The sequence below is a fragment of the Enhygromyxa salina genome, from assembly GCF_002994635.1.
Classification (GTDB): Bacteria; Myxococcota_A; Polyangia; order Nannocystales; family Nannocystaceae; genus Plesiocystis; species Plesiocystis salina_B.
Window position 1 is genome coordinate 240,829 of record NZ_PVNL01000135.1, and the last position, 20,158, is coordinate 260,986.

Genomic DNA, 20,158 nt, shown 5'->3' on the forward strand with positions numbered 1-20,158 from the left:
TCGCGGTCCGGTCTGGTGACGGCAGCACTCGATGCGCCCTGCCAGCGAGCGGATCTGCGACCGTTGCCGCACGAACCGGCCGCTGACAATTCCCCGCAAATCCCGCTGCGCACGCTCGTGCGCGGTTTTTGAGCCGCTTCGCGTTTGACGATCGAAGCGACACGAATCTAGCCTGCCCGCCATGACGCGCCCCGCCTTGCTCACCGCTTGCCTCGCTCTCGTGCTGTCTTGCTTCGTGCCCGCTTGCGACGGCGGTGATGACTCGGCCGACACCAACGCCGACGCGACCACGACGACGACCGGCGCCATGCCCTGCGGAACCGAGTGGGCCGAGAAGGACGGCATGACCGAGTCGATCATGGACGCCTGGGGAGCGCCGTGCATGCAGAAGTCCGACTGCACCCCCGTGCTGGGTGAGGACGCCGAGTGCGTGACCAATATCTTGGGCGTCTACGATCTGCCGGGGGGCTTCTGCACCAAGTACTGCGAGCTGCCCGACACGATGACGACCTACATCCACGACGCGGCCGACTGTGACCCGGCCGGCGGCGTGACCTGTGTCGGCGCCAAGGATCTGTTCACGGCCTGCATCATCCCGTGTGAGAACGACAGCCAGTGCGGGCGTGAGGGCTACGGCTGCCGCACGATGCCGACCTTGGCGTCCGAGGGTGATCCAACCTTCTGCCTGATGAACACGGTCGACTGTTGCACGACCGACTCCGGCGAGTGTTGAGCCGGGGATGACCGACACGCTCGAGCAAGGTCCGCCCGTGCTGCTCGACGGCGCGATGGGGACCGAGCTCGCCGAGCGAGGCTTCGAGCTGCGTGGGCCGCTGTTCAGCGCGCGGGCGCTGCTCGACGCCCCCGAGCTGGTCGAGCAGATCCACTGGGACTACCTGTGCGCGGGCGCCCAGGTGTTGACCACCAACAGCTTTGGCCTCCACGCCGCCAGCTTGGCGAAAGCCGGGGTCGCCGAGCGCCAGGCCGAGCTCGCGCGCCGCAGCGTCGAGGTGCTCGAGCAGGTTCGGACCCGGGCGCGCGCGCGCGGATCGGACATGACGCGGTTTCGGATCGCCGGCTCGATCCCGCCGCGACCGCCCGGTGGCGAGCGAGCGCTGGCCCGGGCCGAGTATCGAGCCTACGCCGACGGACTGGCCGACGCGGGCGTGGATCTGCTGCTGCTCGAGACCTTCACCAACGTGGACGCCGCCCGCCTCGCGCTCGAGGGCCTCGCGGGTGTCGAGCTGCCGGTGTGGCTGTCGGTCGTCGCCGGGCTCCCCACTCCCGGCCAATCAGCCCCCGACGGCACCCGGCTGATCAGCGGGGACAGCTTCGAAGATCTCGGTCAGCTGCTGCGCAGTGAGACCCACCGCGTGCCTGACGCGCTGCTGATCAACTGCACACAGATCGACGCGGTCCCGGCCGCGCTCGATGCCCTCATCCGCGCGAGCGCCGAGCTCGAGCTCCCGCTCGGCTTCAGCCCGCACCTTGGCCGGCGCCGCTACGACGGGGTCTGGATCGACCGCATCATTGGACCCAAAGTCTTCGCGGCGCAGATCCAGGCATGGATGAAGGTACGCCCCCGACTGATCATCGCGGGCGCCTGCTGCGGTTCGCGCCCAGACTACATCGCCGCCATGCAGCACAGCCTGATGCCGAGCGAGGCCGCGCGTGAGCAGGCATTCGTGCGCCTGGCCCAGCTGCTTCCCTGACACCCCAGAAGTCTGGGCGGGCGCAGCTAAAACGTCACCCTCGTGGCCGCCGCGGATCGTATCGTCACTGCGTGCAAGCGGATCCCAGCGGCGCGGTGGAACTCGGTGAGGTGATCGGTCGCGAGGCCGACGTCGATCGGCTCTGGACCGCGCTGGTCACCAGCAACGTGATCCTCACCGCGCGCCCCGGGGTCGGCAAGACCACGGTCGCCCGACTAGCGATCGCCGACGCCCCGACCGGGTGGACGGGTCGGCGGATCTCGCTTGGCCAGCTCAAAGGTCCAGCCGCGGCCGCGGCTGCGATCATCGAGTCGCTCGCGCGGGACCCCGACGCGGGCGAGACACTTCGTGCCGCGGTCGCGTCGGTGCTCGACGGCAAGGGCCAGGTGTCGGCCACCAAGCTCGAGGGTGATCCAACCTCGGCCCTGCGCGCGGCGATCGAAGCCCAGCTCGACGACCGGGCGGTCGGCTTGATGCTGGTCCTCGATGACGTCGATCGCTTCTTGTCGGCGTCCGCCACCGCGGAGAGTCACGACCTGCTCGCGCTGACCGAGAGCCTCGCCGAGCTCAGCGGCCCGGACACGCGGGTCCGGTTGTTGTTGATCAGCAACACGCACCTGGATCGCACGCTCGCGCGGGTCCGGCCGTCGCTGTCTACTTCACTGTTCGAGCGCTGCGCTCGCGTGACCCTCGAGCAGCTGCGGCCCGAGGCCGGCGCTCGGCTTGTCACGTCGCTGCTGCTGGGCGAGAGCATCACCGCCCGAGATCGCGCCGCGCTGGCCCGCTCGCTCGCCGACGACTGCGACCACGTGCCGCGCTGGATCCACTGCGCCGTCGCCCACTTCGTCAAGCGCCGCAAGCCGATCGTCGACGGTGATCTCGAGCGCTGCATGGTCGCCGCCGTCGCCGATCTCGACCGCGAGCCGTGGGCGCTGCGCCGCGAGCTCGCGCCCGTGCTCGACGACTACGAGCAGCCGAAGCAGGGCATCGCGTTGTCGATCCTCGATCAGCTCGCGCTCGCCGAAGAACACGCGCTGACCGTGAGCGACCTGCGTCGACAACTGGCGATGGAGACCACGATCGACGAAGACGCGATCCGCAGGGTCGTCCGCGAGCTGTGCGACGATCAGCTGGTCGCCGAGCTCGGCGGCAGCCTGCAGTTTGGCGGCGAGCTGCTGCGCCTGGCGTGGCTCAAGCTGCGCTTTATCTAGCGCCCCGCACCCAAGAATTCGGCGACGGTGGGGATGAACCGCGGCTCGGTCAGGTGCCCGTCGTTGTGGCCCCCATCGAGCTCGACGAACGCGATCCGCGTCGCGGCTCCGGCCTCCGCGGCGGCCTCGAGGGCCTGACCGTGGCTCGCCGGGATCAGCTCGTCAGCTGACGAGTGGGCGATCAGCACCGGCGAGTTGACCGTCGCGATCAGCTCGCGCGAGGGGTAGTCGAGCTTGCGCTCGAACCACCCGACGGGCAGCCATGGGTACACCTGCTTGCCGATGTCCATGGTCGAGGTGAAGCTCGACTCGACGATCAGCGCGGCCGGGGGCATGCCGGCCTTGCTGACCCGCGCGGCCTGGTCGATCGCCACCGCCCCGCCCAGCGAGCGCCCCCACATCACGATCTCGCTGGGGTCGTAGCCGCGCTCGTCGACCAGGTAGCGCCAGGTCGCGAGCACGTCGAGCCGCGTGCCGTCGACGGTGGGCCGGCCCGTGCTCTCGCCGTAGCCGCGGTAGTCGAAGATCAGCACCGCCAGGCCCAGCTCACGCAGCCCGCTCAGCACGTTGATGCGGCCGCCGATGTTGCCCGCGTTGCCGTGACAATAGAGGACCACCCACGCCGGTCGCTCGACCCCGGGCGCTGGCTCGGCGGGCAGGAACCACCCCACCAGCGTCTGGCCGTCCTCGGTGGTGATCTCGACGCGCTCGTAGTCCCAGCCGATCTGCTTGGGCGTGCTGCCGAGGTGCGGGCTCGGGTAGAACAACAGCCCCTCGGGCCGGAGCAACAACAGCGCGATCAGCCCCAGCACCAGGCCTACCGTCGCCAGCAGGCTCCACCGCACGACCTTGCGCAGCAGGCTGGGGGCCTGGTGGGGCTCGACCTCGCTCGACGGCTCAGCGCTCACGCTCGCCAAGATACCAGCGGCCAGACGGTGGGGGGACCGCAGGCGCCTCGTCTGCACGACCTGGACTCGCCTCGCTCCGGGGTCGGTGTAGATTGGTTGCGTGAGCCGTCGGACCCACGCCTTGCTGCCGCTCGCGCTCATGGTGATGGCGAGCTGCCGCGGGCCGCTGCCCGCTGGCGAGGACGCGACCGGCGACACGAGCGACAGCGACCACACCCAGGCGGACACGGGCACCGACGACACCGGGGGCGATGACCCGTTCGAGTGCGTGCCATGGCCCGCGTCCCCACCCGCGCTGGGCCTCGGCGAGCCGACCACGCTGAGCTTCGCCGACGTGACGAGCGCGGTCGGCCTGCTCGACACAGCGTACTTCCCCGGCGACTGGCCCCCCACCTGCGACCCGAACGGCGAGGGCTGGGTCGGCACCCCGTGCAAGATGTACGTGCAGGGCGGAGGCGCGGCGGTCGGTGACTTCGACGACGACGGCTGGCCCGACATCTACCTGACCCGGCTGGTCGGCCGCGATCTCTTGTTTCGCAACATGCTCGGCGAGGGCGGCGAGCCAGCGTTCCTCGAGATCGGCGCCAGCGTGGGCCTGGTCGATGAGTTCGGCGGCAACGGAGCCGCGTGGGTCGACGTCGACGGCGACGGCGATCTCGATCTGTACGTGACCTCGATGGCGATCCCCGGCCGGTTTTGGTTCTACCGCAACGAGCTGGCCCAGACCGGCGAGGCCAGGTTCGTCGAGGACGCGGCAGCGCGGGGCCTCGCGCTCGACGACGGGCTCCCCCACTTTGGGTTCTCGATCGGCGTGGGCGACTACGACCGCGACGGCTGGCTCGACCTCCACACCAGCGAGTGGTGGCCCGGCGGCAGCCCGACGGCCACCACCCACCACGCTCGATTGCTGCGCAACCTCGGCCCCGACCAACCCGGCAGCTTCGAGGATCTCACCCTCGTCGGCGGCGCCTCGATGTTGATGCTCAACCCCGCGGGCCTCCACGCGTTCTCGCCGACCTTCGTGGATCTCGATGAAGACGGCTGGCAAGACCTCGCGTTCGTCAGCGACAACGCCACCAGCCGACTGTTTTGGAACCGCGCCAGCCACGACGGCGCCGACCCCAGCTTCGTTGACGGCACGCCCAAGGCCGGCGTCTCGATCGAGCGCAACGGCATGGGCTCGACCTTCGGCGACGTCGACGGCGACGGTCACCTCGACTGGTACGTCAGCGCGATCTTCTCGCCCAACTCGGAGCTCGAGTGCGGCAACCCGATCTGTGGCACCGGCGGCAACCGGCTGTATCGCAGCATTGGCCCGCGCTGCTTCGAAGAGCTCGGCGAGGCATACGGGCTCAACGTCGGCGGCTGGGGTTGGGGCACGACCATGTTCGATCCCGACAATGACGGCGACCTCGACATCGTCGAGACCAACGGCTTTCAAGTGCCGCACGGCCAGCCGAACACGGCCTTCACCGGACATCCGCTGCGATTTTGGCGTAACGGCTCGGAGCAGGCTGGCCAGCTCGAGTTCGCCCAGCAGTCGGGCCAGGTCGGCCTGAGCGACACCGGCCAGGGCCGCGGACTCGTCGCGTTCGACTACGACCGCGACGGCGATGAAGACCTGCTGATTGTCGACAACAGCGGCAAGTACGGGAGCGGGACCAAGCTGTGGCGCAACCGCAGCGACGAGGCCGACAGCCCCAACGCGTGGCTGGATGTGGAGCTAGACGGACACGCGGGCAATCGCCACGGAGTCGGCGCGCGAGTCGAGCTGCAGCGTGAAGTCGGCGGGCCCGTGCAAGTGCGGGTGATTGGGGTGAACAGCCACTTTCTCGGCCACGGCGAGTACCGAGCCCACTTCGGACTTGGCCCTGGCGATGAGCCGGTCGCGCGGGTGCGGGTGATCTGGGCCAGCGGTGCCCAGAGCTCGATCGACGACGTGAATGTTGGGCAGGTCTTGGAGCTGGCGGAGCCCTGATTTCAGTACAGCTTCTCAGCGCAGCTTCGAGCGCGAGTCGGCCAGCGCAGCGGAGATCCCCGAGGCCACCCGCAGCGCCTCCACGGTCTGCGCGACATCGTGAACCCGCACCACAGCGGCCCCGTGCGCCGCAGCGACCACCGCCGCGACCACGCTCGCGAGCTCCCGCTCTTCGACCGGCTTGTCCCCCGCGAGCACGCCCAAGAACCGCTTGCGGCTCGCGCCGATCAACACCGGGAACCCACACCGCGCCTCGAGAAACTCGCTCGCGGCGACCAGCGCGGCCGACTGCGCGCCGGTCTTGCCAAACCCGATCCCCGGGTCCAGCACGATCTGCTCGCGCGCGACCCCAGCCGCGAGCGCGCGCGCGACCGCCTGCTCGAGCTCGTCGGCGATCTCTCCGAGCAGATCATCAAACTGAACCCGCGCCTGCATCGTCGCCGGCTCGCCGCGCAGGTGGCTGATCACCAACCCCGCCCCAGTCGCGGCCACGACCTCCGCCATGGCTGGATCCGCGAGCCCGCTGATGTCGTTGACGATCGCCGCCCCAGCTTTCAGCGCCTGCCTGGCGACGACGGCGTGGCGGGTGTCGACGCTGATCGGCACCGACGCGAGCGCAGGGTCGGCGCGGAGCGCCTCGATGATCGGCAGCACCCGCGCGAGCTCGGTCGCCTCGTCGACCGGATCGGCCCCCGGTCGCGTCGACTCGCCGCCGACGTCGAGGATGTCCGCGCCCTGCTCGACCCAGCGCCGACACTGACCCACGACGACCGAGACGTTGGGTCGACTGCGCGACTCGACGATCCAGCGACCGCCGTCGTGAAAGCTGTCCGGCGTGACGTTGACCACCGCCATGACCAGGCACCGGTCGAGCGAGAGCGCTGCGTGGGCGTGGTGCCAGGTGCGGGTCACGGCGGGGCGTTCATACCCCAGTCGCCCGAGACTCGGAACCTGTGGCGGCGGGTGGCGGCGCCCCGCACACCTCGCTTCGCTTGCGCCCGACAGGTCCACCCAGTAAAAGTCCCGGCCGGTCGCCGCGATGGACCTGTCTGCCCTCAACCCTGCCCAGCGTGAAGCCGTGCTCCACGTCCAGGGGCCGCTGTTGGTGCTCGCGGGCGCGGGCTCGGGCAAGACCCGCGTGATCACCCACCGGATCGCGCACCTGCTCGAGCGCGGCGTCGAGCCCGGGCAGATCGTCGCGCTGTCGTTCACCAACAAGGCCGCCGACGAGATGCGCGAGCGGATCGCCAAGATGGTCGGCAAAAAGCGCGCGGGCGAGCTGGTGCTCGGCACCTTCCACAGCCTCGGCGCGTGGATGATGCGCGAGGATCCCAAGGGCTTCGACGTGCCCAAGCGGTTCCAGATCCTCGATCAGGGCGACGTCTACGGGGTCGTGCGCTCGCTGCTGCGCGAGCATGGCTACCACGGCCCGGCCAGCAAGCGGCGGTTCGACCTGGGCGCGATCGTCCAGCGCATCAGCCTGTGGAAGAACGACTTCCTGAGCACCGAGCAGGTCAAGAACATCATCTCGTCCAACGACTACGACGACATCGCGTCGGAGCTGTACGACAGCTACGAAGATCGCCTGCGCAGCCTCGCGTGCGTGGACTTCGACGACCTCGTGTGTCGCATCGCGTCGCACCTGCAAGAAGACGCGGACTGCCAGCAGCGCTGGCGCGAGCGGTTCCGCTACCTGCTCGTCGACGAGTACCAGGACACCAACACCGCGCAGTTTCAGATGCTGCTCGAGCTGCTCGGGCCCGAGCGCAACCTGTGTGTGGTCGGCGACGACGATCAGGCGATCTACGGCTGGCGCGGGGCCAAGGTCGCCAACATCTTGGGCTTCGACGTCTACTTCCGCGACGCCAAGGTGATCCGGCTCGAGGCCAACTATCGCTCGAAGCCGCCGATCACCACCTGCGCCAACGCGCTGATCGTCCACAACACCTCGCGGCACGACAAGGAGCTGGTCCCGGCCCGTCGGGGCGGCGAAAAGGTCCAGATCGTGGTCACCCGCGACGGCCCCATGGAGTCGAGCTGGGTCGCCGACAAGATCTACGAGCTCGTCCACAAAGAGCGGATCCCGGGCCGCGAGATCGCGGTGCTGTATCGCTCGACTCGGCAGGCCCGGATCGTCGAGCAGAACCTGCAAGAGCACGGCATCGCGTTTCGCGTGCTCGGGGGCCAGCCCTTTTACGACAAGAAGGAGGTCAAGGACGCGACGGCCTACCTCAAGTGTCTGGTCATGCCGTCCGACGAGATCGCCGTGCGTCGGGCCCTCGACACCCCGTCAAAGGGAATCGGCCGCAAGACCGTCGAGCGGCTGGGGATGTGGGCCGAGTCTCACGACAAGCGCCTGATCGACGCCGTGCATCACGTCGCGGAGATCGACGGCATCGGCGCTCGACCCCGCCACGCGATCGAGCGCTTCTCCCAGCAGATCCGCCACGCCCAGGGCCAGCTCCACCAGACCACCGCCGCCGAGGCGCTGCGCAATCTGTTGGTCGAGGTCCGGCTGCGCGACAACGTGCTCAAGGACACCGGCTCGGGCGAGGCCACCCAGAACCGCTGGAGCGGCGTGGAATTCTTGCTCAACAGCGTCGACAAGTTCGAGCGCCGGGCCTGGGACAAGCAGGCCAAGCCCAAGTGGAACGAGTATCTGGGCAACCTCAACCTCAAGAAGAAAGACGAGGACGAGGAGCCACCGGACCTCGTCACGCTCTCGACCTTTCACTCGGCCAAGGGTCTCGAGTGGGGAAACGTGTTCATTCTAGGGGTCGAGGAGGGCACCATGCCACACAAGCGCACGGAGGCCCCGCGCCTGTCCGACGCGATCTCGGGCGACATCGAAGAGGAGCGCCGACTCCTGTATGTCGGCATCACGCGCGCGCGCGATCGACTGTGGCTTACGCGCGCGACGACTCGCGTCGATCGCGGGCGTGAGCTCGAAGTGCTGCCCAGCCGGTTTCTGAACGAGCTTCCCGACGAAGACAGCGGCGTGATCGAGCAGTACGACGTGCGCGATCAAGAGAAGCTGACGACCCAGACCATGGAGGAGCTCGCGGACGCCTTCATGAGTCAGCTCGCAGGCAGCGGAACGCGCCCCTGAGTCTGCCCACAAACTGGCCACAATCTGCAGAAGCGGCCCGCGGTCCGGCCGCTGTTCGTGGTAGACAAAAACCAGATGTCGACAGAGAGAGTGCCGCGGGTCGCCGAGGTCGGGCGGCTGTTCATCATCCACCACGCCGAGCCTCCAGACCTCGACGAGGCCAAGGCGGAGATCGATCTCTACAAGGTCCTCGTCCAGCGAGTCGGCCGCGCGCCGATGTTGATGGTGCCCGACAAGATCCTGCCGCCCATGGGCCAGGAGGTGCGGACGTACTATCGGACCGCGACGACGAGTGACCCCGGAGTCGAGGCCATGGCCACGGTCGTCGGCGGGCTCGTGGGACTCGGGGCGTCAATTATGTCGAGCATCATGACGCAGATCTTCCAGGGCCAAACGGGCATTCCGATGCGCACAATCCGCGAGCTGGAGGAAGCCGCGGACTGGCTGTGCAAAGTGGCAGATGTTCAAGCCAAGCCCGACGAGATTGTTGCGGCCGTGGCCAAGCTACGAGCGCTACCGACCTAACGGCCAGGTCGTGTACCATCCTCAGCGAGCAACGGTCTGCTCGCTGGAGGACACGATCCATGGCCCTGCAAACTAAATTTGTCGTCACGCTTCAGGCCACTGGCCTGGGAGCGCTCATGCTGCTCGCCAGCGGTTGCCCGGATCCCGAGGGCTCCTTCAACGAGTTTCTGGAGGCGAGCAATGATCACCGCGACGGCGACGGCGACGGCGACGGCGACGGCGACGGCGATGGTGACGCCGACGGCATCCCCGACATGACCGGCACGTACCTGTTCGCGCTCGAGACCTCGCTCGGGCCGGATCTGCCGCTGCAGTTCGTGACGACCGTCGACATGACGGTCAATGAAGATGGCTCGGGTGCGGTCGCTGACCTCGCGTTTCAGCCGCTGAGCTTGGGCCAGAACGAGTCGCTGACCCCGCGCGAGTTCGTGGGTGATCCCCTGGTGTTCCCCGGTGTCGAGTTCGACGCGACCGGCAACTACGAGCTGGACATGGGCATCGTCATGGTCGACGGCGCCGCCAATCCGATCACCGGTAGCGACATCACGGCCTCGCTCGTCGTGCTCGGGAAGATCGCCCACGCTGACGCGCTGTGCGGTGATCTGACCGGCATGCTGATGAGCCCGCTCGAGTCCGACCTCGCCGGCTCGACCTTCGCCGCCCTGCGCCTGGCCGACGACGGCTCCAACCCAGGCACGCTGCCGATCGAGTTCCCGTACCGCTGCAACATGGTCCCCGAGATGGAGGAGCCAGACTTCTCGGGCACCTTCTTGTGGGCGCTCGAGACCTCGCTCGGGCCCGATCTTCCGCTGCAGTTTGCGACGACGGTGACCTTCACGGCCTCGGCCGACGGGCTCGGCGACACCGCGGACTTCAGTTTCCAGCCGCTGAGCCTCGGCCAGAACGAGACCCTGACTCCGCGCGAGTTCATCGGCGATCCGCTCGTGTTCCCGGACATCCCGATCGACGCCGACGGCAAGTACGTGATCGACATGGGCGTGGTCTCGGTCGCAGGCGGCGCCAACCCGATCACGGGCAGCGACATCACGGCCTCGCTGGTCGTCGACGGCGAGATCCGTGACTTCAACAGCATGTGCGGGACGCTCACGGGCATGTTGATGAGCCCGCTCGAGGCCGATCTGGCGGGCTCGACCTTCGCCGCCAAGCGGCTCGCCGACGACGGCTCGGACCCGAACACGCTGCCGACCGAGTTCCCCTACAAGTGCGGTCAGCTCTGAGCTGAAGCCAGGTGCCCCTCTCCTCCCCTGTCCCGATCTCACGCGATTTCATCATGAGCACCCCCCGCTTCTCCGCTACTCCCCGTCTTGGTCTGAGCGCCCCGCTCGCCGCTGCGCTCGCCGGCTTGCTCGGCGTTGGGCTGTGGTCGTCCAGCGCCGAGGCGTCCGGCATCGGCACCGCGCGGTTCGGCGGCGAGCACGGTCACCCGACCGGCACCAACGCGACCACGATCTATTACAACCCCGGCGCGATCGCCCTGTCCAAGGGCACTCACATCTTCGTCGACGGTCTGATCGCGCTTCGCAAGGTTCAGTACACCCGGCCCGACAGCGCCGTGAACCCGCAGCCCGGCGCCATGGGCCCCAACGTCAGCCTCGACTACGCCAACGGGGCCAACAACGGCACCGCCAACCTGTTCAACGTGGCTGGCGCGCCGTTCCTGGGCGCGACCTCGGACTTTGGCACCGACTTCATCTACGGCGGCGCCGCTGTGTACGTGCCGTTTGGTGGCGGCGCGGCGTGGGGCAAGAACGATCAGTTCAAGGACGACCCCGACTTTCCCGGCGCCTACGACGGCGTGCAGCGCTGGTACGCGATCGACGGAAACCTGCGCTCCTTCTACATAACCGGCGCGCTCGCGTTCAAGATCAAGGCGGCGGCCAACCTCACCCTCGGCTTCAGCGGCAGCGCGATCTACAGCTCGATCGACACCGTGCGGGCCCGCAACGCCGACGGCACCGACAACCTGGTCTCGGGCACCGATCCCGATAATTTCCGGCTCAAGGAAGGCCGCAGCTGGCTCAAGGCTGGGGGCTGGCAAGGTGGCTTCGCCGCCGGCTTCACCGTCGAGCCGGTCAAGGACGTGTTTTGGATCGGCGGCTCCTACACCAGCCAGCCCAACGTCACGGGCGGGATGGCGCTCAAGGGCGAGCTGACCAACATCTTCACGACCGGCGAGTCCGCCGTGACCAACGTCGAGGTCACCCAGACCTACCCCGACATCGTGCGGCTGGGGTTTCGCGTGCGACCGATCCCCAAGCTCGAGCTGCGGGTGTTCGCCGACTACACCCGCTGGTCCGTGTTCGACAAGCAGTGCGTGTTGATCGTCAAGGAGGACCCGTCCAACGCCGACACCCGCAAGTGCGACTTCCCCAACGCCGACACCGCCCTCGAGGATCCGTCGAACTTCGGCGCGGGCGACGAGAACGTCGTTGACGTGACCCAGCACCTGCCGCGGTTCTGGAAGGACGCCGGCGGCGTGCGAGTCGGCGTTGGCTACTGGTTCATCGACGAGCTCGAGACCTACATCGGGCTTGGTTACGACAGCTCGGCGATCCCCGCTCAGACCGTCGATCCGGTGTTGTTCGACATGGACAAGATCGCCGTGACGCTCGGGGCCCTGTGGCAAGCGCACGAGCACGTGGCGGTGGGCGCGACGGTCGGGCAGATCATCTATCTGACCCTGGATACGAAGGGGCAGAACGTGTTCAACGAGTTTCAGCCGCCCACCCGGCAGGCTAGCGCTGACGGCATCTACAAGCAGTGGCTGACGATCGGCAACCTCTACCTCGACATCTCGTTTTGATTCAGCCCCCCACATAGGGTTTCGCACTTCCTCCACTCGCTTCGCTCGCTGCGTGGTTAATTTGTGCGCGGGGGTATGATTGGCCCCCGAGGGGGCTCTGCTCGCTGTGAGCGGGCGGTTCTTCTTTGAGGGGTCTGTCTGCTCGCTGTGAACGGGCCGTTCTCCTCTGGCTCTGCTTGCTGTGGGCGGGCGGTTCTCCTCTGAGAGGGCTCTGCTCGTTGTGAGCGGGCCGTTCTCCGGTTCTCCTTTGAGGCTCTGCTGGTTGTGAGCGGGCGGTCCTGCTTTCAGGGCTGTGGGCGGGGGGTGTTGCAGTTCATCCACATGGGGTGTGGCTGGGCTGGGGTGGCTCTCGTGGCCAAAACGGCCAGTGCGTGGGGGGGCGGAGGCGTCTATGTTGGGCGTGCGTCGGGGACAGGAACCCTGCGGCGCGTGACTGCCCGATTTCAAATGGTGGTGGTCGGTGGAGCCCCGGATGAGGACGGGGGGTGGCCTGGGAAGGGTCCGCCTCCCGTCCGAGAGTCCGTGGTGGGTACACCGTGCAGGGGGGCTGGGGGGCGTGATAGAACTTCCCGCCATGACCCGCGCTGCTAGGCACCTGTCCGTCCTCGCCCTGATCACACTGGTGCTGCCAGGCTGCAAGAAAGATCCTGAGCCGGAGCCCGAGAAAGAAGTGAAGACGGCGCCCGAGCCGGTGGTGCTGCCTGATCCCGGGCCGGTCGAGCCTCGCTTCGATCTGACGGGGCCCAAGCCGCCCGAGACGAGCACGGTGGTGTTCTCGGTCGATGGCGCCCTGACGCCTCTGGCCTGCTTCAACAAGGACAAGGGGGCGCTGGCCAGCGGAGCGGACTGTGTCGGGCTGGTCGCCGAGGGCTCCGAGGTCTACATGGAGTCGAGCTTCGGCAAGAAGGCGCTCGAGAAGACTGGCGCGGGTACGACGACGTCGATGTGTGCGGACGAAGGGGCGATCCCGGTGGCCAATCTGTCGAGCGGCGCGGACTACGACTGGGCGGTCTGGCCGAAGTCGCTGGCGCCCGAGTTCACGCAGATCAGCCCCGACACGTGGTCCGACCGCGGCGCCCGCCTCGAGGAAGCCGAGAGCACGGCCGTGCAAGCGGCGATCGCCCAGGTCAAGAAGTCTGCCGGGGAGTTTCAGCCCAAGCAAAAGGCCAGCATCGATATCGATGGTGACGGCAAAGACGAGTGGTTCGCGTCGGCGGTGTTGATCAACCCCAATGACCCGGACACCTACCTGTTCTCGGGCTTGTTCATGGCGCCGGGGGGCGACCTCACCAAGCTGCAGCTGATCGACCAAGCCAAGAAGGGGGCGGACGTGATCAAGCTGTTTGGGGCCGTGGATCTCGACGGTGACGGCAAGCGCGAGCTGTGGACTGGGATCAGCTTCGATGGCGGGGCCGGCGAGCGCATCGTGCAGCTGCAGGACAGCCCCAAGACGCTGGGCAAGTGGACCTGCGGCGCCGGTGGCTGAGCAGGCTGCGTGAAGACCGCTGGCTGAACAAGCCCTCGAGCGCGCTCGCTCGAGGGCTTTGTCGTGCAAGAACATGCACGGGTCGACGATCACGGTGCATAGATTACGGGATGCCGGTCACTCGGTCGATCACGTCAAGCGCGCCATGCGCATATCGTGGTATGATGATGCTGCTGCTTCAGAACAACGAATGAATGACATTCAGATCCCGGAGCCGAGCCCGCTGGAATCTTCTAGAACGTCGTTCACACTGCGCGTGAACTGATTTCACGTGATCCCATTGCGTCGAAGCGTGCACATGTGCTAAGTGTTGCACACCATGATCGACACCGAGCTTGCACGCTTCAGTGAGCGACCGCTAACCCTGCTTCGCAGGACCCTGGGCACCCGCCAGGAGATCCGCGGCAAGGTCGAGCGGGCGAGCCACACCCTGGCCAACTACGCCAACCCCAAGCGGGTCGAGGCGCGCTTCGAGCGGCTTCGGGCGTTGGGCTACATCGGGGGTGGACCCAACCGCACCCAGTTCATCTTTGGCTCGATGGACATGTTTCGCTTCTTCATTGTCCCTTGCGCGGCCGACTACTACCGCAGCAAGAACATCACCTTCGCGTTTCATGCGCTGCTTCGGTTCCTCGACGACCCGGCGAGCATGATGGACCCGACCGGGTTCATGAGCCACCGCGACGCGATCATCGGTCACCTGATGCAGGTGACCCACGCGGATCCCATCTACGATCTCCAGTTGCTCGCCGCGATCGATGACGGGCTCGTCGAGCTCGAGTCGCAGCTGGTCCAGATCCTCGACGGGACCCATCCGCGGGCGGCGTCGATCGGCGCAATCATCGAGGATCCCGAGTACCACGAGCGGCTGCTGGCCCACGTCCGCGAGTTCATGCTCGACCCGACCCGCTGCAAGCCGATGCAGCGCGACAACGTCGTCAGCAACCCCTTCTTCGCCGAGATCGCCCGCACGTTCGGCGACCTACCCTCGGCGATCGGGTACTTTGCGAGCCTGCCGGATCGACCGTTGCCCGCGCTTCGGCGCCTGCTTCGGACTCGGGAATTTCCGCGGCAGAGCTCGCGGTCGAGGTCGCAGACTGTCGAGCCCGCCGCCAACGACTTCGATCACACCGACGACGACGCGCCGCACCAGGTCGAGGGTGGGCAGGCCGCCTGAGCGAGTCGGTCACGTCCGGGGGCCGGTCACGGTGTGCTGATTCGCGGGGGCTCCAGTGCCATCAGTTAGCCCTTCGCAATCAAGCGGGTCTCACGCCAAATCGATCGCAGCCCGGCAAATGTGCATGGTGATTGCAGGCAAATGTTGCATCCAACCTGGCTAGCGCCTCACACAGCTCAAGACTCGTCACTGTCCTGGGTATCGGACTCACTCTCCTCGGCCTCGGCCGCGATGCCGTCCAGCTCTTCGAACAGCGCGCGCAGAACCCGAGTGGCCAACACCAGCTCCCGCGTGCCGCGGGCAGCGAGCAGATCGATGAGCTCGCGCGTCTCGTTGCGCGAGCCGAGCTCGTAGCTCTCGAACAGGGTGCTGAGCATCAGATCGAGGCCACCACACAGCTTGCGGAGCGTGTCGAGACTGGGGGAGAAGCTGCCATGCTCCAGACGCCGGACCGTATCTGGCGAGAGCCCGCTGCGCTCCGCGAGGACCTCCTGGGTCATCCCTCGCGCACGGCGCAGGCTGCGTACATGGCGACCAAAGTTTCGACCGGTATCCAAGTTGCGCCCAGTTTCGTGGACAGCGAAGCGAACGGACAGGGAACAACCGCCGGGCGCGTACGCGGTGTCATGCCGTGTGGGGGCAACGACCGATCCATCGACCCTACCATGAGCGGTGATCGGCTTTCCCACATAAAGATTGCCGACAGTGGCCCGGATCCGGGCCACCCGCCGACGCGGTGGAATGGCGCTGGCCCAGTCGCTCGCACGGGCGACGGCGGGATGCGGCGCAGCGGCGGTGGGGGGCCCGCCTGCACGGGTCGCGCCCGCGAGAGGGTCGTTGGTGCAGGCGAGCACCTGGGGGCCCAGCTCGAGCGCGAGCTCGACCGTGAAGCCGGTGAGCTGACGCTGAGACTCACCCGTCACAGCGGGGTTGGGGACGGGGGCGCAGAGGATGGGGAAGCAGCGAGGATCCGACATTGACGGGCTTGTCGGCCCGCGCAGGCGTCGTTTGCACGACGCCTCAAACTAAATTGATCTCGCGCAAACGTTGCTGCAAGAACTCGTCGGCGGTGATCGGCTCCGGGTAGCGATCGGGGTTGGCCTCCGAGACGCACTCCGGGAGCGTCTCGATCGAGAACTCCGAGTTGGGGTGCAGGAAGAACGGGATCGAGTAGCGCGGCTGGCTGCGCCACGGCTCGGGCGGGTTGACCACCCGGTGGATCGTGGACGGCAGCACGTTGTTGGTCAGCCGCTCGAGCATGTCCCCCACGTTACAGACGACCACGCCCTCGATCGTCGAGACCGGGATCCACTCGCCCTTGCGCGAGAGCACCTGCAGGCCAGGCTCGCCCGAGCCGACCAGCAGCGTGATCAGGTTGATGTCGCCGTGCGCGGCGGCCCGGACGGCGCCGTCGGCACCGAGGGCGCCCGCGAGCGGCGGATAGTGGATCGGGCGCAAGATGCTGTTGCCGTGGTCGACCTTGTCGGCGAACCACTGCTCACCGAGCTCGAGGTGCATGGCGATCGCCCGAAGCATCCGGTTGCCGAGCTGATCCAGGGCCGCGTAGAGGGCCTCGAGGGTCTCGCGAAAGTCGGGCAGATCGGCGGGCCACAGGTTGTCGGGCAGGGTCCCGGCCCACTCGCTGTCGGCGGTGAACGTGCGGCCGACGTGCCAGAACTCCTTGAGATCCGCGACCGTGTGGTCCTTGGCGGTCTCGACCCCAAACGCCGTGTAGCCACGCGCGCCGCCGCCTCCCGGGATGTGCAGCTTCATCTTGGCTTCCGTCGACAGCGCAAAGAACTGCTTGAGCACCCCGTAGGCGCGGGCGACGAGGGCATCGTCGAGGCCGTGCTCACGAATGCCGACGAAGCCGTAGCCCCGCAGCGCTTCGCCGAGATCAGCGACGAACGCCTCACGGTCCGCGTCGCTGCCTTGATCAAAGCGACGGATGTCGAGTTCCGGGACTTGGGGTTCGGTGCCGCTCACAGCTCCGAGTTACCACGATGGGTCGGCCAGTCAATCGCCGGTCGGGATCGTGGCCCACAGGATCCCGATCCAGATCAGCGGTGCCAGGTTGATGCTCAAACCCAGGCGAACGTCGTTGAGACCGCCCTCGTTGCTGCCGAGGTACTGATGGCTGAACTCGACGCCGATCACTCCCCACAGGGCCTCGAGCGCGACCCCGTGACGGAGCCCGTAGACGGCGGGGCCATCGTCGGTTGGGCGATCGATCCCGCCCAGCACCAACCGCGGGCGATAGAACCCGGCCACCATGTGCGTGCCAAACCCAACGCCGACGCCAAGATCGAACAGGTGGCCGCCGCGGCTCGGGTGGGTCTCGAACCGGTAGCCGACCTCGGGCCAGACCCACAACGTGGGGCCGCGCTCCTTGACCAGCGGCTGCAGCATCGCGCCTGCGCCGATCTCGAGCGAGTAGCCCGCGACCGGCGTGGCGCCGAGCGGGAACACGACGCCGTTGTCGACCCGGACCGTCGGCATCCAAAAAAACCGCGGCGCGTCGGCGTTGCGAAGCTGCCACGCCTCGCGCCGTCGCAGCCGCTCGAGCAGCTTTTGGTCGGACTCGCCCAGGGGTTGCTCGGCCTGTTGAGCCGAGATCGCGACAAGCGGCACGCGCTCGAGCGCGTCGAGGGTCGCGACCCACGCCACGTCCTGGCCCTCATCGAGGACGAGATCGTGGACCAGGCCAACGTCGCGGCCGACCAGCACGAAGCGCTCGCGATCCCACAGCCACACGCGGCCGCCAGCGGTCGTGACCACGCGATCGCCAGCCGCCGAGGACACCCCCGTGATCGCCGTAAACCCGGGCGGCGGCTCGCCCTCGGCCGGCGCGTCGATCGGGATCGCGAGCTCGCGTGTTGGGACCGAGCCAGACACGTGCAGGTCTGCGTCCTGGGTCTCGCCCTCGGGATCGCGCGCGTCCTCGGCCTCGGACTCGGACTCGGACTCGAACTCGCGCACGAGTGGCTGGGCTTCGATCTCGGCCTGGGTCGCGGCGCGCTGGTGACCAAACTCGACCTGGACGAGCCGGTCACGGCCCACGCGAACCCACAGAGACTCGGTCACGGCGCTGTACCAGGCGTCGTACCACGGCGCCCGGATCGTCTCGGGCGAGAGCCCGGGGACCAGCGGCCGGTCCCACTCGCCGTCCAAGAACCGGACCAGCAGCCCGTCGCGCCCGACGATGTGCACGCGACCACCCGGGCTGCTGGCCGCCGCGAGCGGGCGCATCTTGGTTGGGTAGGGATAGACGCGCCAGCGTCGGGTGCTGCGCTCGTACAGCGCGTGCTCGCGGCCGATCGCGTAGATCGTGCCGCTCGCGTCCACGACCACGGCAACGATCTCGTCGCCCGCCAGCAGCGGCGCCCGCTCTTGCGAGACCGCGCCAGGTCGCCACGACACGATCCGCCCGTCGGCCGCGGCGAACACCGCGAGCACGCTCCCGGCCGCCCGGGTCCCCGCGGCGTCGACGAACAGCTCGACATCGACCGACTCCGTCGCCTCTTGCTCGCCGCTGCGCCCGTACAGGTAGATCGCCTGGCGACCACCCGCGAGCAACAGCTCGCCGCCGTCCGACCACAGCGCGCGGATGTCTGGATTGCCCGCGCTGTCCGAGCCTGGCGACTGCGCGTACGCAGGCGCAGACCACAGCACCAGCGCCGCCAGCAGCTGAGGGACGAAGCGTCGGAGAGCAGGCGGGATCATGGGAGGCCGGGCGAAATCACTGGCACGAGCGTGGGATGAGGATTTCAGGCCCCACAGAGCGACGCAAGCCCGACTCGAGCCGCTCAGTCCGAAGGCCACAGCTTCCACGGGGTCTCGCCGAACCGCAGCGGCGCCATGAACCGCCACGCGAGCAGCAAGATCGCGGCATACCCAACCAACATGCCCAGCACCGTCAGCGCGGTCCCGGGGTAGTCGGCCGGGAACTCGCTGACCGGAATCTGGATCACGATCAGCAGCGGCAAGGCGAGCAGCGCCGACAGCGGGACCGCGAGCACGTAGTTGCGGGCGGCGGGGCCCTCCAGCTGCGGGTCGAGCATGCGCAGCAGCGCCAGGCCGGTCGTGGCGGTGCCCGTGAGCGACCCGTAGGTGACGATCGCGTGCTCGAACGGGCGAGACGGGAACGCGCGCCGGGCCATCCACACGCACGCGAACAGGGTCGCCAGGCCGCCGACGGTCGAGATCACCAGGACCGGAGCCAGGTGCTGGCCCAGGACCGAGACGCTGACAGCCGCGAGCGCGGCACAGGTTGCGAGATCGACGATCGTGCTGCTGGTCCGCGCGAGCAGATCATTGTCGAGCGGCGAGCCGCCGGGCAGCCGAGCGGCCAGCGGGCGCAGCATCAGGGCGAACCCGGTGGCGATCAGAAAGTGAAACCCCCACAGCGTGGGTTGGTGCTGCGCGGGCAGCAGCGGGGTCATGAGCTCGAGGAACACCCAGGTCGCCAGGTACACCAGCGCGATCGCAACCAGCTGAGCGGTGAGCGGCTCGAGGCCGCCGTGCTTGGCCCGACGCGCGGGCGCTCGCTGCTGCTGGGCGTCTGTCTCGGCCGACTGTGCAGCCAGTTGGGCAGCCAGCGCGGGCATCGATGCGGCCGCCACCGCGGTCTCGCCCTCGGCCCGATCCCAGCCGCGGTGACGACCCCAGGCCACGAGCACGACCCCGACCACACAGCACCAGGTGTAGCCGAGCGCCGCCATGATCAGGCCTATCTGCGCGCCGTCTCGCATCCCAGCCTGTCGCTCCCAGGCCGCGCCGAAGGTCATCGCGGGCCCCGGACCCTGGTTGAACCCGAGCGGCAGCATCACGCCAAATCCAGTGTGCAGCTCGGGACCGCCCCGCGTCGCGTTCCAGGCCAGCACGCAGCCGATCCCGACGATCGCCTGCACGGTTGCGATCACTGGAATTGCGAATGCGATCGAGCGGGCCGTCCCGGTCCGCGTGCCTGGCGGTGGCGCCTGCAGCCCGACCGCGATGAACACCAGCGCCAGCGCGTGATAGATGACGACCTCGAGGTGCGCCGCCGAGAACGGCAGCAGCCCCGCGACCGCCGGCCCCAGCACCACCCCGATCAGCCCAGCGATCAACGCGTCGGGCATCCCCAGCGTCTGCAGCGGCCGGATCACCCGGCGCAGCCCCGCCGCGACCGCGAGCAGCGAGATGATGATCAGCAGATCCTGAACGTAGCCGCCGACCCAAAAATCCAT

At 68.0% G+C, this 20,158-nt stretch carries 16 protein-coding genes; 10 read left to right on the forward strand and 6 right to left on the reverse strand.

The annotated features are described in order from the left end of the window. The first annotated feature begins 181 nt into the window (after positions 1 to 181). The 3 genes from ENSA7_RS35235 (at position 182) to ENSA7_RS35245 (ending at position 2,923) form a co-directional block, all read left to right on the forward strand. Complete coding sequence (locus ENSA7_RS35235; protein WP_106093804.1) at positions 182 to 733, forward strand: hypothetical protein; 552 nt, start codon at positions 182 to 184, stop codon at positions 731 to 733. 7 nt (positions 734 to 740) lie between these two features. Further along, positions 741 to 1,712: a homocysteine S-methyltransferase family protein gene (locus tag ENSA7_RS35240; RefSeq protein WP_106093805.1), complete on the forward strand. Its 972-nt coding sequence runs from the start codon at positions 741 to 743 to the stop codon at positions 1,710 to 1,712. A gap of 71 nt (positions 1,713 to 1,783) precedes the next feature. Continuing rightward, positions 1,784 to 2,923 carry an AAA family ATPase gene (locus ENSA7_RS35245; protein WP_181234418.1) on the forward strand — a complete coding sequence of 380 codons (1,140 nt, stop codon included), beginning with the start codon at positions 1,784 to 1,786 and terminating at the stop codon, positions 2,921 to 2,923. Here the strand turns inward: ENSA7_RS35245 and ENSA7_RS35250 are convergent. Next, positions 2,920 to 3,831 carry an alpha/beta hydrolase gene (locus ENSA7_RS35250; RefSeq protein WP_146158506.1) on the reverse strand — a complete coding sequence of 304 codons (912 nt, stop codon included), beginning with the start codon at positions 3,829 to 3,831 and terminating at the stop codon, positions 2,920 to 2,922. The genes ENSA7_RS35245 and ENSA7_RS35250 overlap by 4 nt on opposite strands. 100 nt (positions 3,832 to 3,931) lie before the next feature. On the opposite strand from ENSA7_RS35250, the gene ENSA7_RS35255 reads away from it, so the two are divergent. Then, entirely contained in the window at positions 3,932 to 5,809 is a 1,878-nt protein-coding gene (locus ENSA7_RS35255) for a CRTAC1 family protein (RefSeq protein ID WP_106093808.1), read from the forward strand. Positions 5,810 to 5,824: 15 nt separating this feature from the next. Here ENSA7_RS35255 and folP read toward each other — a convergent pair whose 3' ends face one another. After that, positions 5,825 to 6,721 carry a dihydropteroate synthase gene (gene folP / locus ENSA7_RS35260; RefSeq protein WP_244924014.1) on the reverse strand — a complete coding sequence of 299 codons (897 nt, stop codon included), beginning with the start codon at positions 6,719 to 6,721 and terminating at the stop codon, positions 5,825 to 5,827. A gap of 127 nt (positions 6,722 to 6,848) precedes the next feature. On the opposite strand from folP, the gene ENSA7_RS35265 reads away from it, so the two are divergent. The 6 genes from ENSA7_RS35265 to ENSA7_RS35290 all read left to right on the forward strand — a co-directional run bounded on the left by ENSA7_RS35265 (position 6,849) and on the right by ENSA7_RS35290 (position 14,930). Continuing rightward, complete coding sequence (locus ENSA7_RS35265) at positions 6,849 to 8,918, forward strand: ATP-dependent helicase (RefSeq protein WP_106093809.1); 2,070 nt, start codon at positions 6,849 to 6,851, stop codon at positions 8,916 to 8,918. A gap of 75 nt (positions 8,919 to 8,993) precedes the next feature. Further along, positions 8,994 to 9,443 carry a hypothetical protein gene (locus tag ENSA7_RS35270; protein ID WP_106093810.1) on the forward strand — a complete coding sequence of 150 codons (450 nt, stop codon included), beginning with the start codon at positions 8,994 to 8,996 and terminating at the stop codon, positions 9,441 to 9,443. Between the two features lie 59 nt (positions 9,444 to 9,502). Further along, positions 9,503 to 10,681 (forward strand): hypothetical protein, encoded by a 1,179-nt coding sequence (locus tag ENSA7_RS35275; protein WP_181234419.1) that lies wholly within the window; start codon positions 9,503 to 9,505, stop codon positions 10,679 to 10,681. 53 nt (positions 10,682 to 10,734) lie between these two features. Continuing rightward, positions 10,735 to 12,267, forward strand: coding sequence for an OmpP1/FadL family transporter (locus ENSA7_RS35280; RefSeq protein WP_106093812.1), 1,533 nt, complete (start codon positions 10,735 to 10,737; stop codon positions 12,265 to 12,267). 574 nt (positions 12,268 to 12,841) lie between these two features. After that, positions 12,842 to 13,753 carry a hypothetical protein gene (locus ENSA7_RS35285; RefSeq protein WP_146158508.1) on the forward strand — a complete coding sequence of 304 codons (912 nt, stop codon included), beginning with the start codon at positions 12,842 to 12,844 and terminating at the stop codon, positions 13,751 to 13,753. A 319-nt stretch (positions 13,754 to 14,072) separates the two neighbouring features. Continuing rightward, a complete protein-coding gene (locus ENSA7_RS35290) occupies positions 14,073 to 14,930 on the forward strand; it encodes a hypothetical protein (protein WP_146158509.1) in 858 nt (285 codons plus the stop codon). Between the two features lie 176 nt (positions 14,931 to 15,106). Here the strand turns inward: ENSA7_RS35290 and ENSA7_RS46235 are convergent, their stop codons facing one another. The 4 genes from ENSA7_RS46235 to ENSA7_RS35310 all read right to left on the reverse strand — a co-directional run bounded on the left by ENSA7_RS46235 (position 15,107) and on the right by ENSA7_RS35310 (position 20,158). Continuing rightward, on the reverse strand, positions 15,107 to 15,430 hold the full coding sequence (locus ENSA7_RS46235; protein WP_181234420.1) for a helix-turn-helix domain-containing protein: 324 nt from the start codon (positions 15,428 to 15,430) through the stop codon (positions 15,107 to 15,109). Between the two features lie 520 nt (positions 15,431 to 15,950). Beyond that, on the reverse strand, positions 15,951 to 16,916 hold the full coding sequence (locus ENSA7_RS35300; protein ID WP_106093815.1) for an isopenicillin N synthase family dioxygenase: 966 nt from the start codon (positions 16,914 to 16,916) through the stop codon (positions 15,951 to 15,953). Between the two features lie 30 nt (positions 16,917 to 16,946). Further along, complete coding sequence (locus tag ENSA7_RS35305; protein WP_106093816.1) at positions 16,947 to 18,653, reverse strand: hypothetical protein; 1,707 nt, start codon at positions 18,651 to 18,653, stop codon at positions 16,947 to 16,949. Positions 18,654 to 18,736: 83 nt separating this feature from the next. Beyond that, positions 18,737 to 20,158 (reverse strand): sodium/glutamate symporter family protein, encoded by a 1,422-nt coding sequence (locus ENSA7_RS35310; RefSeq protein WP_106093817.1) that lies wholly within the window; start codon positions 20,156 to 20,158, stop codon positions 18,737 to 18,739.